Source organism: Thermomonospora curvata DSM 43183 (assembly GCF_000024385.1).
Lineage (GTDB): Bacteria > Actinomycetota > Actinomycetes > Streptosporangiales > Streptosporangiaceae > Thermomonospora > Thermomonospora curvata.
Genome location: NC_013510.1, coordinates 1049781 through 1066285, shown reverse-complemented (window position 1 = coordinate 1066285; position 16505 = coordinate 1049781). Strand labels below are relative to the sequence as shown.

Annotated in this window: 7 protein-coding genes and 2 CRISPR repeat arrays (1 of these 9 only partly in view); all 7 genes read right to left on the bottom strand. The window is 71.6% G+C overall.

What is annotated here, in order from left to right; genetic code table 11:
- A CRISPR array of direct repeats spans nucleotides 1-1960; the repeat unit is 29 nt; unit sequence CGGATCACCCCCGCCTGCGCGGGGAGCAC (it extends 5757 nt beyond the left edge of the window).
- A 21-nt stretch (nucleotides 1961-1981) separates the two neighbouring features.
- On the bottom strand, nucleotides 1982-2296 hold the full coding sequence (cas2e, locus tag TCUR_RS04655; protein ID WP_012851317.1) for a type I-E CRISPR-associated endoribonuclease Cas2e: 315 nt from the start codon (nucleotides 2294-2296) through the stop codon (nucleotides 1982-1984).
- Nucleotide 2297: 1 nt separating this feature from the next.
- Nucleotides 2298-3272, bottom strand: a complete 975-nt coding sequence (cas1e, locus tag TCUR_RS04650; RefSeq protein WP_012851316.1) for a type I-E CRISPR-associated endonuclease Cas1e — start codon at nucleotides 3270-3272, stop codon at nucleotides 2298-2300.
- Entirely contained in the window at nucleotides 3269-3913 is a 645-nt protein-coding gene (gene cas6e, locus TCUR_RS04645; protein ID WP_012851315.1) for a type I-E CRISPR-associated protein Cas6/Cse3/CasE, read from the bottom strand. Before cas6e ends, cas1e begins: the two co-directional genes overlap by 4 nt.
- Complete coding sequence (gene cas5e / locus TCUR_RS04640; protein WP_012851314.1) at nucleotides 3910-4731, bottom strand: type I-E CRISPR-associated protein Cas5/CasD; 822 nt, start codon at nucleotides 4729-4731, stop codon at nucleotides 3910-3912. The genes cas6e and cas5e overlap by 4 nt, the downstream gene beginning before the upstream one ends.
- A complete protein-coding gene (cas7e, locus tag TCUR_RS04635; protein WP_012851313.1) occupies nucleotides 4728-5927 on the bottom strand; it encodes a type I-E CRISPR-associated protein Cas7/Cse4/CasC in 1200 nt (399 codons plus the stop codon). The genes cas5e and cas7e overlap by 4 nt, the downstream gene beginning before the upstream one ends.
- 146 nt (nucleotides 5928-6073) lie before the next feature.
- The gene (gene casA / locus TCUR_RS04630; RefSeq protein ID WP_012851312.1) at nucleotides 6074-8242 is read right to left on the bottom strand and encodes a type I-E CRISPR-associated protein Cse1/CasA; all 2169 of its coding nucleotides are present in this window, start codon (nucleotides 8240-8242) and stop codon (nucleotides 6074-6076) included.
- A gap of 503 nt (nucleotides 8243-8745) precedes the next feature.
- Entirely contained in the window at nucleotides 8746-11592 is a 2847-nt protein-coding gene (locus tag TCUR_RS04625) for a CRISPR-associated helicase/endonuclease Cas3 (protein WP_041439320.1), read from the bottom strand.
- 173 nt (nucleotides 11593-11765) lie between these two features.
- Nucleotides 11766-15517: direct repeats of the CRISPR family, unit length 29 nt; unit sequence GTGCTCCCCGCGCAGGCGGGGGTGGTCCG.
- Between the last annotated feature and the right edge of the window lie 988 nt (nucleotides 15518-16505).

Sequence of the window (16505 nt, the reverse complement as noted above, 5' to 3'; positions counted from 1 at the left end):
GGAGCACCGGATCGAGGGCTATGCCAAGGCGCCCATCCGCTGGATCACCCCCGCCTGCGCGGGGAGCACGACTGCGGGCCCAAAAGGCCGAGCTGGACAAACGGATCACCCCCGCCTGCGCGGGGAGCACCACGGCCCGGCCTTGGCCATGGCCCCCGAGAGCGGATCACCCCCGCCTGCGCGGGGAGCACGGCCGCGGCTCGGCGGGCAGCAGGGCCGGGCGCGGATCACCCCCGCCTGCGCGGGGAGCACGCGCAACCCCCGGCCGGTGTCGGGGGAGATCGCGGATCACCCCCGCCTGCGCGGGGAGCACGCCCAGGAGGCCCTGGACATCCTCACCCGCGGCGGATCACCCCCGCCTGCGCGGGGAGCACGGCGGTGAGCTGCAGCTCTGCGAGAGCGTCGCCGGATCACCCCCGCCTGCGCGGGGAGCACGCCACCACCGCGCCGCCCCGGGCGACGTACTCCGGATCACCCCCGCCTGCGCGGGGAGCACGCCGACGCCGGGCGGCCCGACGATCATCAGAGCGGATCACCCCCGCCTGCGCGGGGAGCACGGCGGTGAGCTGCAGCTCTGCGAGAGCGTCGCCGGATCACCCCCGCCTGCGCGGGGAGCACGCTGAACTCGTCGACCGACACCAGGCCGGCGACGGATCACCCCCGCCTGCGCGGGGAGCACCTCGTGGGCGGATTCGCTGCGGGCCAGGCGGGCGGATCACCCCCGCCTGCGCGGGGAGCACCGGCGCCAACGAGGCCGACGACCTGCTGGATACGGATCACCCCCGCCTGCGCGGGGAGCACTCACCCAGCCGGATCGCGCCCGCCGTGATCCGCGGATCACCCCCGCCTGCGCGGGGAGCACACCATCCACCGCGAATACGCACCCGGCGCCGACGGATCACCCCCGCCTGCGCGGGGAGCACGCTCGGGACCGTCTCTACCGGCAATGTTGTCACGGATCACCCCCGCCTGCGCGGGGAGCACCGCGCAGGTCGGCCACCGGGCCGAGCACTTTGCGGATCACCCCCGCCTGCGCGGGGAGCACCTGTTCGACTCCGGCAAGCAGGCCAGCAAAGGCGGATCACCCCCGCCTGCGCGGGGAGCACGCCCGGGCGACCGCAGCAGCGACCGCGGTCGCCGGATCACCCCCGCCTGCGCGGGGAGCACGGCTGAACAAGATCAAAGCCCGCGCGAGCGGGCGGATCACCCCCGCCTGCGCGGGGAGCACAGCACTCGCAAGCGAGACGACGAGCCGTACGACGGATCACCCCCGCCTGCGCGGGGAGCACCTGAAGACCACGACCGACGCCGGCCCGGGAGCCGGATCACCCCCGCCTGCGCGGGGAGCACTGCGCCGCCCGCAGCCGGGCCTCTTCCTCGGCCGGATCACCCCCGCCTGCGCGGGGAGCACGCCCAGTTCTCGTTCCAGCGCTTGCCGGTCAGCGGATCACCCCCGCCTGCGCGGGGAGCACGGAATACGCCAAAGGAGGCCATTCAAGAGGCGCGGATCACCCCCGCCTGCGCGGGGAGCACGGGCGGCTACCAGACCCGACCGCCCGGGGCCTCGGATCACCCCCGCCTGCGCGGGGAGCACTGGGCGATCAGGTCCTGGATGGCCTGCAGCACCGGATCACCCCCGCCTGCGCGGGGAGCACGATTGTGGACGTCAACATCAACGGTGTTTCGATGGATCACCCCCGCCTGCGCGGGGAGCACCTGCTCCAGCGGTGGCGGGCCCTGGCGGACGCCGGATCACCCCCGCCTGCGCGGGGAGCACATCGAAGCCGAGGGTGAGGTAGGCGGGGACCTCGGATCACCCCCGCCTGCGCGGGGAGCACGCGACCTTGCACCGCCCGATCACTCGGTACAGCGGATCACCCCCGCCTGCGCGGGGAGCACCTGCTCCAGCGGTGGCGGGCCCTGGCGGACGCCGGATCACCCCCGCCTGCGCGGGGAGCACCCTTGCTGACCTGGGGCGATACTAGGGGTTTACCGATTCGTTATCCGGCTCGGCGGGGTTGAGGGCGATGAGGGTCAGGCCGTCGAAGTCGATGGGGGTTCGGCGGCGTCGGCCGGCGGTGTGGAGGGTGAAGCCCTGTTCGTTGGCGTCGGGGTGGAGGAGGACGGCGGCGCCGTCGCCGATGGAGGCGGAGACGGCGGTCCATAGTTCGGTGCGGACGCGGGCGGAGAGGGTGCCCACGTAGAGGCCGGGGGCCGGTTCGATCATCCAGCGGGTGAGGGCGCCGCGTAGATGGTCGGGGATTGCGGTGGTGGCGATGACGGTCATGGTGGCCATGTCAGTCGTGTCCGTAGTTGGTGCCGCCGGCCAGGCGGCCGAAGTCGGGGTCCCAAAGGTCGACGAGTTCTTCGGTGGCTTCTTCTGCGTCCTCCCGGCGGGTGCCGTCGTCGGGGTCCAGGAGGGATTGGATGTCGGCGACGATGCGCGGGAGGAGGCGGAAGAGGCGCAGGCCGTCGCGGAAGGAGCGGCGGGCCTGGCCGTCGGGGTCCGGTGAGTTGTGGAGGGAGAAGGCCAGGGGGATGGTCAGTTCGGCCTTGTAAAGGTCGGCGATGTCGTAGACGAACGAGTGGGACGTCCCGGTGTGGATGAAGCCGAGGCCCGGTGAGCAGCCGATGGCGTTGATGGCGGCGTGGACGATGCCGTACAGGCAGGTGTTGGCCGCCGAGAGGGCCCGGTTGACGGGGTCCTGGTCGTCCCAGTCGGTGGGGTCGTAGGAGCGTTTGAAGGGCCGGAGCCCGTGCTGCTGGGCGTAGAGGCGGTAGAGCGCCTTCATCCGCTGCCCTTCCAGGCCGCGCAGCCGGGCGATGGTGGCGTCGGCGGGGGCCGTCTCGCCGAACCGTTGCAGATACATCCGGCGGGCCACGGCGGCGCGTTCGGCCTCGTCGGCCCAGGCTCGGGCCTGGAGTTCCAGCCAGCGGGCGGGCATGGAGTCGGGGACGCCGGCCGTGTAGCAACGCACCCCGCCGGCCCCGGTGCAGACGACGGTGGTGCCGTGCCGGGCGAGTGTGGACAGGGCGCGGCTGGTGATGGAGACGCCCGGTCCGAGCAGGAGGCAGCCCAGCGCGGCGGTGGGCAGGGCGACGCTGCGTTCCTCCTCACCGAGCTGGAAGAGCGCTTTGACGCCGGTGTCGTCTTGGACGATGCGGGCGATGTCGATGTAGAGGAACGACAGCGAGTCGCCGATGCGCGGCAGCATGGCCGCGGTGGGGGCGGCCAGGCGCTGACGGGCGTTGCGTGGCGTGGTGATGCTCATAGGGCGGGGGCGATGGTGAGCAGTCCGCAGCCGTAGGCCTTGCCGCGGCCGATGCCGGCGTGGATCCGGTCGATGAGGGCCTTGGGGTCGGTGACGGTGGCGGTGCCGTCGAACTGGGTGCGGGCGTGGGTGACGCGGTTGTTGTCGGACCGCCTGCCGGTACCGGTGTCGAGCTGCCTGCTGTGCAGGCTGCGCAGGACGAGCCCGGCGGCGTCGGCTTGGCGCCGCCACCATTCGTCGGCCTCGGCACCGTGCAGCGGGACGACCTGTTTGGGACGGCCGGCGGTGGTGTTCCTGCCGAGCTTGCGGGTGGCGTTGGCGACGATCCGGTAGTGGACGTTCACCCCCTCGCGCAGCCCGTTCAGCAGCGGGGCCAAAGACTTGCAGCGGGCCTTCCCGTAGGAGGCGGGGAGTTTCTCCAGGGCGGGCTCGATGGAGCTCTGCATCAGGATCGAGGTCCCGGTGGGCCGCTCCTCCAGGCGGAACAGGACGGCGGCCCGGCGGCGGGCCTCAGGGCCCAGGCCGTCGGGGAACAGGCTCATGATGCGCCGGTGCAGGCGGACGACGTCGCCCAGGTCGTCGCGGGCGGCGCGGTCGCGGAGGTCGGGAATGATCTGAGTGATCCACAGTTCGGTGCTCATGGCGTCACCGGGGTGTTCTCGCTGGGCTGCTCGGACTGAAGGTGCTCGATGACCGCGGAGAGGTACTTCACGCCCAGCCCCGCGCACCGATCCGCAGGCAGGCGCAGGTGCCGCCGGTAGATGGGGCGGGTCTGGAACCGCCGGTGGTGGGGCTGGAAGGAGACCGGCTCGTCCTGGGCCTCGGTGTAGACCTGCTCGTCCTCCGGGGCGGAGGGCCAGGCGCGGGACTCGAAGGGGGTGTCGCTGCGGAACTCGACCAGCACGTCACCCCGGTCGCGTGGGGCCGTCCGGGCCAGGGGGAGGTCGATCAGCGCGGTGACCGGGTCGGTGCGCAGCACGGTCAGCAGCAGGGGGGCGTTGGGCGGGCAGGACCGGCGGCCCAGGTAGAGCGGCCAGCGCGGGGCGCGGAGGGCCTGGGCGCAGCGGTCCAGCAGGGCCGGGTCGTCGGCGGTGACGGCGACGGTGAACGCGGCGTCCTGCAGGTAGTAGCGGTCGGAGGTGACCGTGGCGGTGTCCGCGGCGCGCCGCTTACCCTCGGCGGTGATCACCGTGAGGTCGCGGGGCATTCCGCCGCCGACGGTGTGGAAGTCCCGCAGCAGCGTCCCGGGACGGTCGATCCGCACGGTGAACCGCAAGGCCCGCAGGTCGGTGACGGGCTCCGTGCGCCGCCGCCCGAAGGCGGCGGCGATCATGCCGATGAGCCCGGAGCGGGTGGGGGCGGTGGCGGTGTCCCGCTGGTTGAAGCGGGAGCGTTCCCCCCACGACTGCAGCGGCCCGCTCAGGTGCAGCAGCAGGCCCGTGGTGGGAGGGGCGTTCACGCGGCCTCCCGCCCGTCCAGGGCCCCGGCCAGCGCCCCCTCGATCAGCTTGTCGAAGGACTCGACCCGCTCCCCCAGCGCGTCGATCTTCTCCTGGGAGAGGGTGGCGTGGGCCGCGTACCGGCATCCGCTCGTCCCCAGCAGCTTCTGGACGGCGGCGGCGTACTCGTTCAGGGCGGCGACCGACGGTTCGCTGTGCCCGCCGTGCCGGTCGGCGGGCACCGGCTTCTCGAAGGCGCCCGCGTAGGAGACCGGCCGGTCGGTGCGGACGGTCAGGTGCGCCAGGTGCGGGATGGTGTGGGGGGCGGTGGAGTTCTTCTTGGCCCGGGGCAGGGACAGCAGCGCCGCCTTGAGGAGACCGGCCGCCAGCTCCCGGGTGGCCTCAAGGTCGCCCCCGAGGTTGGCGTGCAGGTCGTTCAGGTCCAGGACGATGTAGCGGTAGAGCACCCCGGCGCTGTGCTCGGCCTGGCCCATGTGGGCGCTGCCGGTGGTGTCGCCCCAGATGTCGGTGACGTCGTCCACCGCGCTGAAGTAATCGATCTCGGTGGTGGTGGCGTGGGTGGTGAAGGCGTGGGCGACCTGGACGGCGCCGTCCACCTCGGCGTCATCGACCTGGGCGAGCATCCGGCCGAACAGGTTGATGACGCCGTTGCGGCGGCGGAGGATCTCATCGACCTTGCCGGTGGGGATGACGCTGTCCTTGCGGCCGAACTTGGCCGGGTCCTTGGGCTCCTTGGCGTTCTCCAGCGCCTCGCGGTACTGGATCGCCAGCTCGGCCAGCTCGGGGACGGCGGAGGAGGGGATGTAGACCATCGCGGCCGTGGACCAGTGCTCGCCGGTGCCGCCGGTCTCCTCGCCGTCGGTCTTCTTCTTGGGGGCCTCGCCGCCGACGCTGCTGGCGACCACGATGTGGCGGCCGGCGCGCTCGGCCAAGTCGGCGGGCCAGCCGTGGTGTTCCTCCAGGTGGCGGGCGAGGTACTCGGGCAGCCGGCGGGTGCGCAGCGCGGCCTCCTGGCCGAGGGAGGTCTGCAGGTACAGGCGCATGGCCCGCTTCCAGCACTGGCTGCTGACCCGGGTGCGTTCCTTGCCGCCCCAGGTGACGGTCTTGACGGCGTTGGTGTCGTCCCGGTTGAGGTTGGCGAACGGGATGGCCTGGATGATGTGCGCTTCGATGAAACGTCCGGGGATCGTGGTCATGGAAAGCTCCGATTCGTCGGGGGTTGGAAGACGAGTCGTTTTCGCCACGCGGCCTCAGGCGGTGTTCAGGACGTGCCGTCCCAGGACGCGGCCTCGCCCACGGGATAGCCGTCCCGACCTGCGGAGGCGGCGTGACGGGGAAAGAGTCATTGGGAACCGTGCTCGTCGTCGTCCGCCTCCTGGGCGGCTTTGAGTTCGTCTTTGAAGCGGGTGCGGTAGAAGTCCTGCAGCCAGCGGCGCGCGATCCGGTCGCGGTCGTCCTCCCACCAGACCAGGTCCAGCAGGAGTTGGGCCCAGTCAACGGCGGAGGACCGGTCCGCCAGGATCCGGACCGCCGCGGGCAGGCGGCGGTGCAGGTCGTCCACGCTCTGGCGGGTGAGCTGGTCCAGCCGGGCCTCGGCGGCGCTCTCGCGGAGGAGCCCGCGGCCCACGCCTTCGGCGAGGCACTGGCCGAAGCTGCGGCCGGTGAGGGCGTCGGAAGGCGGCGCCTCCCGGGCCTGCGGCGGCAGGGAAGCGATCATTGCGGCGATCGCGTAGTAGGCCTGCTGGACGGTCTCCCGTTCCTCGGGCACCCTCGCGGCGATCACCTTGTGCATGCGGTGGCACTCGTCCAGGGGGCGGCCCAGGCCGCTGCGCAGGGCGGCGCGTTTCCCGGGGTCCTCGCACAGGCGGAAGACCTCGGCGACGAAGCGGCGGGGTCTCTCCAAGGACGGATGGACGGCGGTTGTCTGCTGGGCGGTCATGGCTTCCTGCTGAGCGGTCGAAGACGATGAGGTGGAACGGCGGTCCTTCCGCTTGGCTTTGCGGGCGCCGCCGTAAAGCTCCAGCCGGGCTTCCTCGATGGCGCGGGCGGTGCGGGCGCCGCGGGCGTGATCCCGGGTGATCTGGTCGAACACGGAGATCGCCACGCGGCGGAACGACTGCCAGTGCCGGTCGTAGTCCTGGTTGCGCAGCCGCGTCCAGAAGATCTCTTCCGCCTTCGGCCAGTACGCGGCGGCGGCGTGCTCCGCCCAGGCGCAGTCCTTGGGCTTGTCATCGACGACGGCCGCCCAGGCGCGTTTGACGGCGTACTCGAGGCGGCCGCCGTACAGCTCCCCCGCCGTCCGCATGTCGCCGATGCGACGGGCGGTGGCGAGGTCCTCGTCGTTGATGCGGAAGAGCAGCGGCGGGGTGACGGCCGAGATGAACTGGATGTCCTTGGTCTTGCCGTCCTGCTCGAAGCCCAGGGCGCGGACCTTGAACGAGCCGAGATCATCCAGGCCGGTGCCGAACACGGCGGGGCGCCGGGGCTGGGTGCCGGTGGCGGTGGTGGGCAGATCCAGCAGGCCGTCCAGGTCGCGCCAGAGGGCGCGTCCCGCATCGGCGGGGCGCGCGTAGAGGTTGCCTTGCTTGCTGATCTGGAAGATCACATAGGCGTCGTTGGTGGAGGGCAGCTTCCCGCGGTGACCCCAGGTGATGTAGGCGTCGGTGACGTGCCGCCCGGTGTCGTCGGGGACCAGGAGCAACGCATGCTGCCAGCCGCCGGTCAGGCGAGTGCAGGGACCGGGGTAAGGGTTGGGGGTGCGCGGCGGGGCCAGCGGGTCGGGCAGGTCAGCGAGTTCCCAGGGGCAGGGGTCGTCTGCTCTGCGCAGGCCTTCGGGCGGCGGGGTCAGCCCGGCCAGCAGGGTCTCCAGCAGGGTGTCGCCCTCGGGGTGGTAGGACAGGCTCCCCCGCAACGGGCCGGCGGACACATCGGCGGCGGTGACGTCGGCGTGGGTGCGGGTGGAGCAGCGCCCGGACGGGCCGTAGTAAAGCCAGACCAGCAGGGACAGAAAGGCGTCGGGCGTGGGGACGGGGATGGGCGAGGCGTCCCAGTGGTGCCCGAACCACACCGAGTTGTTGCCGGCGGGGCGTCCCAGGACCAGCTTGTTCACGCCGGCGCTCTTCGGGCACACCGCGGGATCGGCCAGCCTGGGGTCCTGCAGGAACGGCCGCTGCGGGTGGAACAGGTCGAACCTGCCTTCATGCTCGGCGAAGTAGGCATCGACGGCGTCGGGGGCCAAGGGCTCGCCGAAGATCTCCGCGCGCCGGTCCAGCCAGTCCCCGTCCCCGTCGGGGTTCTCGTCCAGCCCGGTGACGCGGGCGGTGAGCGCATACAGCAGCCGGTACATCGCCGAGAGGGCGGGCGGAGGGGTGATGGCCAGCGCCTCGATCTCATGGGCGTGCACGAGCAGGTCCCGCAGGCCGAGCCTTGACGGGCGGTCGGGTCCGGCTTCTTTCCAGCGGACCTCCGCCCATGGCTCCAGTGCCAAGTCGAAACTGACGTCCGATGCCACGAACGCCCCTTTCCTAGGTCAGGAGACCGGTCGGCGAACCGTTTTCAGCACCTGCCGCCAAGGGATGGGAGGGCGCCGAGCCTTTACAGCGCACGGCTCACCTGAGGTCCCGGGCGCCACAGCGCCGCGGTTCCCAGTCCCTCGTCCGTGACCTCTAAAAACGGCAGACCGAAAAGGTTCAGTAAGCTGCTCTGGAACCTCCCGTAGTGGCGGGAGACGGCTCGTCCGGTGGACGTCGCCTGAGTTCTCCTGCGGAAAACTCAGGCCATCAGGGGTGAGGGCTCCCGCTCGGGTGCGGTGAGAGTGAGGAGGTAGCCACCGCCTCAGCCGGGCGAGAGCGGCCCTAGCCGAAGCTTTGAATTCCCTGCTCAGCGGGGGTGGCCCGGTTGTCACGGGCAGAGAATCCGCAGCTTCGGCACTTCCCCGCGAAGGCGGGGGTCCACCGAGGTGCCCCAGAGGCAGGTATTAGGGGCATCTCGGATGCCTCTAATCTAGCAAGGTTGTCACGGGTAGAGCATCTGAAGTCCCACATTCGCCTGATAAGTCACCTGACCTGGCCGCAGCCGCCCATACCAGCCGCCGTCGGAGGCGCGCCGCATCGGCAGCAGCTTCCAGTCACGCAGCACGGCGTTCTTATCCCAGGAAGGCGGCGGCTCCAGCAGCTCGGCCTCCTCGCCGCAGTACCGGCCAGGGACCGGGATCATGTACTCGGCGATCAGACGCGCCTGGTCACGGGTCACCCGTGACCGCCCCTCCATCCCCGGCACGGGAATCCGGCCGGTCTCGTCCAACGTCCACACGCCGGGGCTCTGTTCATAGACGCACACCAGGCGCTCAGAGTCGGCCCCCAGGCGGGTGGTCAGCCACGCCGAACTCACCTTGGCCTGAGCCTCGCTGAGATTGCGGAGGTCGCGGAGCTTCCCGTCGCGGGGCGAGCAGATCATGACCAGGTCGGCGGTCTGCCGCTGGGCGGCCTCACCGCCGAGGCGTTCACCGTCCGCTCGGACGATCCGGCGCGCATTGGCCTCGTCCAGCGCGACCACCGAGGTGAAGTCCTCGGCGTAGACCGCATCGACCAGGGCCTGCACATCGCCCGGGATCTGGACCGGCTCGGCGCCGCGTGCGTGCAGCAGCCTGCTGGTGCGGTGCAGGAGGGATTCGTCGTAGACCCCGCCCCACTCCTCGGGCACCGCGAACTCCCCCTGGTCGTCCACCGGATTCAGCACGATCACGCGGGGCGCGGCGCCGGCCCAGTCCGGGCGGCGCTCCCGGTGCAGGTCGATGCGCCCGTCGCGGTGCCGCTGGCATCTGCCCGAGCGCTGCAGCAGCAGCGCCATGGGCGCCAGGTCGGTGATGAGCAGGTCGAAGTCCAAATCCAGCGACTGCTCGACGATCTGCGTGGCGACCAGGACCGTGCGGGGACGCCCGCCCTCCTTGCCGAAGTCCCGTTCACAGGCCTCGGTGATCGCGGCCCGGTCGCGCGCCCGGTAGCGGGAGTGCAGCAGCCGCAGCTCGGGGGGCCGTCCGCCCTCTTCCGCCACGCGGCGGAACCAGTCGGCCAGGTACCGGTAGGTGTCCTGGGCCTCGGGGACCGTGGTGCAGCACACCAGGACGCATCCGCGGTCACCGTTGACCACCTGGGCCAGCAGGTCCTTGATGACCGCGAGCCGATGCCCCGGCCGGGACGGGTCCTTACCGCGCCGCACCGGAACCATCTCGAAGGCGACGGCGCGTTCCCGTTCGCTGGTCACCTCCCGGGGAGGGTGGACGGTACCGGTCACGGCGTCGGCGAACAGCCACCCCGGATAGCAGGGCCGCAGCTCCTGGGGGACCGTGTGCCCGGCGCCGCGCAGGTAGGCCTCGACCAGGGAGCGCGCCGCGGCGCCGGTGAGCGTGGCCGACAGCAGGATCACGGGGGCCCGCAGCGCGCCCAGCCACTCCAGCCACCGCAGCAGCAAGGCGTGCATCCAGGCGTCGTAGGAGTGGGCCTCGTCGATCACCACGACCTTGCCCGCCATCGCCATCAGGCGCAGCACGTTGTACTTCACCGGCAGCACCCCGGTCAGCCCCTGGTCGATGGTGAAGGTGGTCAGCGGAGCGAGCAGTCCCCGCCGGCCGGCGTGCAGCCACTGCGCCGCCTCCGTCGAGGCCTCCGCATCGGTGATCACCGCGTCGCCGCCGGCCGCACCGGCGGCCGCGTCCCCGGCGGCGTCCGACGACAGCCAGGCCATGCTGTGGACCTTGGTCAGCGCCGCGTCCTCCCGCAGCGCCCGCCGGGCGAACCGCGAGACCCGCTTGTGCATCGCGTCGGTCGTCGCCATCGTCGGCAGGCAGAACCCCAGCCCGTTGGCACCGCAGGCGCGGGCCAGCACCCCCGCCGCATACAGGGCCGCCTCCGTCTTGCCGTCGCCCGGCGGGGCCGTGCACAGCACCAGGCCGGGACCGTTGACCAGCTCGGGCAGTTCCTTCATCACCGAGGCCTGCAACGGGTTCGGCTCATCGAAGCCGAACAGCTCCCGGAAGGTCCGGTCCTCCAGCAGGCCGCGCCCCAGCCCCGCGTCCCGCACCACCTGCGGCGCATCGGCCACCGCCCGCTCCCAGTGAGCCCGCAGCTCCTCCGGGGACGCCTCCCACCCCTCCCCCGGCATCCGCGCGACGATGAACGACTCCTGGCTGGCCAGCCAGTCCGCCACGATCACGATGCCGAGCACCACGACCGCCACCGGCACCGGAAGACGCTCCCGCAACACCTCCCGGGCACCGGTCAGCTCTCGGAGCACAGCCGCATGCGCCCGGCACTGCTCCTCCCACACACCCCTGCCTACGCCGGGACGAGACCGGGGGGCCCGCAGCTCCGGACGCCTCATCGCGGCACAGAACCGCCCATGATGCCCGCCGAGCAACTGAGCGATCTGATGCCCGACGTCCCGGCGTGCACTGTCAGCGGCCGGATAACCCAGCGCCCGGAAGATCTCAACCAGCACCCATTGCGTCACCTCGTTATGACGCAAACCGGATATCGCTTCGTCTTGTTCGTACTCCGAAGCCTCTGTGACCAGTTTCTGATAAAGGTCACCGACCAGCACCTGAAACGACGGCGACACTTTACCGATATCGTGCAAACCGGCCCAAAAACAGACAAGGCTCCTCATATGCGCAGCGACGCGCTCACCAAGCACATCCGCACGCAAGACCCCCAGCCCAGCGGTCCACACATCCCAGAGCGCCCCGGCAATCGCCGCTGTATCGATGAGATGGCAGACCACCGGATAAGGCCCCGGCAGCCCATCTCGCTTCCCCCACAACCGCGCATCGACGGACCGCAGAGCCTCCCCACCAAGGCCGCCCATAGATACGACCCCCGTCTCGCAACTCACATCTTTGGCTTCGAGACAACTGCATCACACCCCACCGACAAAATCGCCAAGATGCATAGACTCCCTCTCGTGCCAGTCCAGCCTTCACTCCAATCCACAAGGTCACAAATCAGTAACGCCGCCCTATAATCCCAGGTCAGCAAGGGGTGCTCCCCGCGCAGGCGGGGGTGGTCCGTAGGGTTTGGGCCGCTGACCGACGTAGACATCGTGCTCCCCGCGCAGGCGGGGGTGGTCCGGGGACGGCCCTGGTCGGGCTGCTGGACGCCGGGTGCTCCCCGCGCAGGCGGGGGTGGTCCGGCCCAGGCCATGCTGGGCGAGGAGCAGTACGAGTGCTCCCCGCGCAGGCGGGGGTGGTCCGGTTCGACCCGAGCAACCTGTCCGGCCCCTACGGTGCTCCCCGCGCAGGCGGGGGTGGTCCGGCGGCGACAACCAGGCGCACTTCGAAAGGTTGGTGCTCCCCGCGCAGGCGGGGGTGGTCCGACGGAGGGGGCGGAGGCGTCCGACGGGTCGCCGTGCTCCCCGCGCAGGCGGGGGTGGTCCGGTGGGCATCAGCCCTCACCCTTCGTCTTCTTCGTGCTCCCCGCGCAGGCGGGGGTGGTCCAGGTGCGAGTGAACCGCTTGAATTGAGCCTCGGTGTGCTCCCCGCGCAGGCGGGGGTGGTCCGGCCGCCGAGGTGCACGCCCTGCGGCGAGCGTTGTGCTCCCCGCGCAGGCGGGGGTGGTCCGGGGTCTGCCTGGCCGTCGGTGTGGGGCGCGAGGTGCTCCCCGCGCAGGCGGGGGTGGTCCTCAGGCCACCCAGGCCGTCGCCCCGCCCGGTCAGTGCTCCCCGCGCAGGCGGGGGTGGTCCGGTGCGCCGTCTGGATGTGCAGGCGTGGGTGCGGTGCTCCCCGCGCAGGCGGGGGTGGTCCCTTCGCCCACATGTCCAGCCCCCTCTCTACGTCGTGCTCCCCGCGCAGGCGGGGGTGGTCCGGCGCTGCGGGCCGCCGAGGCCCGCGAGGAGGCGTGCTCCCCGCGCAGGCGGGGGTGGTCCGTGGCCGAGGAAGTCTTCGGCGTCGGCCAGACAGTGCTCCCCGCGCAGGCGGGGGTGGTCCGGAGCACCTTGATGAGTACCTCTCCCGCTTCCCGTGCTCCCCGCGCAGGCGGGGGTGGTCCGGCTTACGGCGACAGCATGGATGATGTGCGCTCGTGCTCCCCGCGCAGGCGGGGGTGGTCCGGGCTGGGGTGCGGACTGCTGCTGGTGGATGCAGTGCTCCCCGCGCAGGCGGGGGTGGTCCGCCGGTCACCCTGCGGCGGAGGGTCCTCTACAAGTGCTCCCCGCGCAGGCGGGGGTGGTCCGCCTGACGCTGCGCGAAAAGCGTGCTTGCCGCGGTGCTCCCCGCGCAGGCGGGGGTGGTCCGGCGTTCCCTGAGTGGCGGGACAGCCACACGGGGTGCTCCCCGCGCAGGCGGGGGTGGTCCGTACTTGCAACCTCGGGGCGGGCCCGCGCATGGGTGCTCCCCGCGCAGGCGGGGGTGGTCCGTACGCCGAGCTGTCGACGGCGAGCGTGGCGCCGTGCTCCCCGCGCAGGCGGGGGTGGTCCGCAGAACGCCCCGGGGACCAGCCGGGGCGCCCAGTGCTCCCCGCGCAGGCGGGGGTGGTCCGCTCACGGCCGTGATCGCCGCGTTCTGATCGGCGTGCTCCCCGCGCAGGCGGGGGTGGTCCGTATGGCTTCCTGATGCAGGTCACTCATGAGCTGTGCTCCCCGCGCAGGCGGGGGTGGTCCGGGCGCTAGGCGACCCACGCAGCCGCACCCGCGGTGCTCCCCGCGCAGGCGGGGGTGGTCCGTTCTTTAGGCCGCCGAGGAAATTCTTGACGATGTGCTCCCCGCGCAGGCGGGGGTGGTCCGCGGAGATCGGTGCAGCCTACCGCCTGACACTGGTGCTCCCCGCGCAGGCGGGGGTGGTCCGAGGCCCCGTATGGGATCGCGGAATTCGGCGAGGTGCTCCCCGCGCAGGCGGGGGTGGTCCTTCGGCGAGTTTGGTCCGGTGCGCATCTCTCGAGTGCTCCCCGCGCAGGCGGGGGTGGTCCGATCCTGCCACAGGTCGTCTTCGCCGGGGTCCTGTGCTCCCCGCGCAGGCGGGGGTGGTCCGCACTGGTCGGATCATCGCGAATGCTGCGGCGCGTGCTCCCCGCGCAGGCGGGGGTGGTCCAGTGGCTCAGGGGATCACGCTCCGCGGCGTGGCAGTGCTCCCCGCGCAGGCGGGGGTGGTCCACGAACGGCTGCCGGTCCCGTACATACACGGCCGTGCTCCCCGCGCAGGCGGGGGTGGTCCGATTTGCCAACAGCCCGCCGCTCATCACGTCGTGTGCTCCCCGCGCAGGCGGGGGTGGTCCGCAGTGGTGGGACCGGGCCCGGACCGCGTTGGAGTGCTCCCCGCGCAGGCGGGGGTGGTCCGGTGGAGCCGGACACCTTCGACTGCACCAAGATGTGCTCCCCGCGCAGGCGGGGGTGGTCCGGTGTTCTCGCTGACCATGTTCGTCACGGCCAGGTGCTCCCCGCGCAGGCGGGGGTGGTCCGCAGCGGGAGGAGCTACGGCAGCGGTTGCGGGAGTGCTCCCCGCGCAGGCGGGGGTGGTCCGCCGACGCGGGTGGAGTAGACGATGCGGGTCTGGTGCTCCCCGCGCAGGCGGGGGTGGTCCTCTGCGCCGATTTCAACGAGCGCGGCATCCCTAGTGCTCCCCGCGCAGGCGGGGGTGGTCCGGCGTGGGGATGGACGGTCAGGGGAGTTCGCGGGTGCTCCCCGCGCAGGCGGGGGTGGTCCGCCGACCTCGTCCTCCAGCTCCACATAGTCGTAGTGCTCCCCGCGCAGGCGGGGGTGGTCCGTCCTCGCCAACATCAAACGCATCCCGCAGGCCGTGCTCCCCGCGCAGGCGGGGGTGGTCCGCGGTTCACTCGCACCTTGCAGCAGGATGCGATGTGCTCCCCGCGCAGGCGGGGGTGGTCCGCGTGGCGACACGGTGTGCCGGTGGTGCTCTCTGTGCTCCCCGCGCAGGCGGGGGTGGTCCGACCTAGTCACCGCGTTCGGCTTCGAAGCCCGCGTGCTCCCCGCGCAGGCGGGAGTGGTCCGGACAACCCCCATGACCGACAAGGCTACGTGCCGTGCTCCCCGCGCAGGCGGGGGTGGTCCGCGGCCCCACTAGGCGATCCCACCGCCTAGCAGGTGCTCCCCGCGCAGGCGGGGGTGGTCCGGTGGTCTCAGGGGGGCCGAGGACGACGGCTCCGTGCTCCCCGCGCAGGCGGGGGTGGTCCGAGCTGGTGGCCCCGCCGGCGGTGGACAGCACCGTGCTCCCCGCGCAGGCGGGGGTGGTCCGTTCTCCGACGCCGCCAAGGGCTTCTTTGCTGGGTGCTCCCCGCGCAGGCGGGGGTGGTCCGTACCGGCGGCGCGTGCTGGGCGGCCGGATCGAGTGCTCCCCGCGCAGGCGGGGGTGGTCCGCGTCTGAGCTGGGAGAACCTGGAAACGCAACAGTGCTCCCCGCGCAGGCGGGGGTGGTCCGTGGTCGGGCACGGGAGTGGTCGGTTCGCCGCCGTGCTCCCCGCGCAGGCGGGGGTGGTCCGTCGGTACGCCGGGCGCGGATGCGGGCGTTCAGGTGCTCCCCGCGCAGGCGGGGGTGGTCCTCTACTGCACCCCTGAAGAATTCATCGAACTACGTGCTCCCCGCGCAGGCGGGGGTGGTCCGATGTCCAACTGTCCGGTCAGCCCGAGGGCGCGGTTCTCCCCGCGCAGGCGGGGGTGGTCCGCTGCGCCACGGGTCCTCCTTCGGGCTTCAGGGGTTCTCCCCGCGCAGGCGGGGGTGGTCCGCCTTCTGTAGCCAGGGGGTTAGCTTTTGCCCTGTTCTCCCTGCACAGGCGGGGGTGGTCTGGACAGAGCCAAGCTTGCTCGAATCGAGGGTGCGTGCTTCCCAGGTAAGCGGGGACAGTGCGTTATCTCGCTAACTTCCTGCCAGCCCCTCGCGGTTCTTCTTGTGCGGGCAGAGCGTCAGGAGTTTCTCCTGGGTAGGCACTGGCTTGCCCAGGTGGGCAGTCATGATTCCAAACATGACTTCACCCAGGTCAGAGGTCAGTACAAGGAGGCTGTCTCAACACGAACGCATCGTCCTTTGGACGGCAGGCATCCCGTGGCCGCGGCGGTCGGCGCGGAGTCACCTACAAAGTGTGTCTGCAAGTGGATCCGCACTCGGGGAAAGGCGGGTGGCCTAGTGCACTGGGCGTGCTGGAACATCGCCGGCCAGCGCAGGGGCAGGAGCTTTCGCAGCCGGTCTCTCCAGCCAAGAGGTTCCACAGCCAGGTCAAAGCGGCGGCGCTGGCCGGTCAGTCGTTCGACGTCAAAAGCGGCCTGCCGCTGTCGATGTCGCCCCAGGACCGTAAGGATCGGCAAGGTGTCGCCGGAAAACAGACGGCGGGCATGGTTGAGGCCTCTTTTGAGGAGATCCGGGATCTGCTGGACGAATGCAGCGACGGTGAGGCGCTGCCGGCGGGCGGGTTCGAGAATGCGCTGATCAGGCTGGCTGAGGGGGTGGTTCGGCCAGGTCCGCCGCGCCGTCGCCGTCTACGACCTGGCACTGTGCCTGCAGGTCCCCTGCGGTGGGCTTGGATGAAGATGAGGCGGCCGAATAGATCGAGCACAACCTTCTCGGCGCGCCTACGCAGGGCCTGCGACGCCGGTGTTCGCCACCATCAAACATTGGCCCCTGATCCTTCGAGACGAGTGAGACCTGCCTCATGTGAAGCCCGGCGTGCGATGTGCTACCGGGCTTCGCCATGCAGGGTCTCCCCTGCTGGTCGCGGTTTTCCCCGGTCATGATGCTGCTGCTCTGGCCTCGGCGCGCACAAGGATCCCCGCCCGGCCCG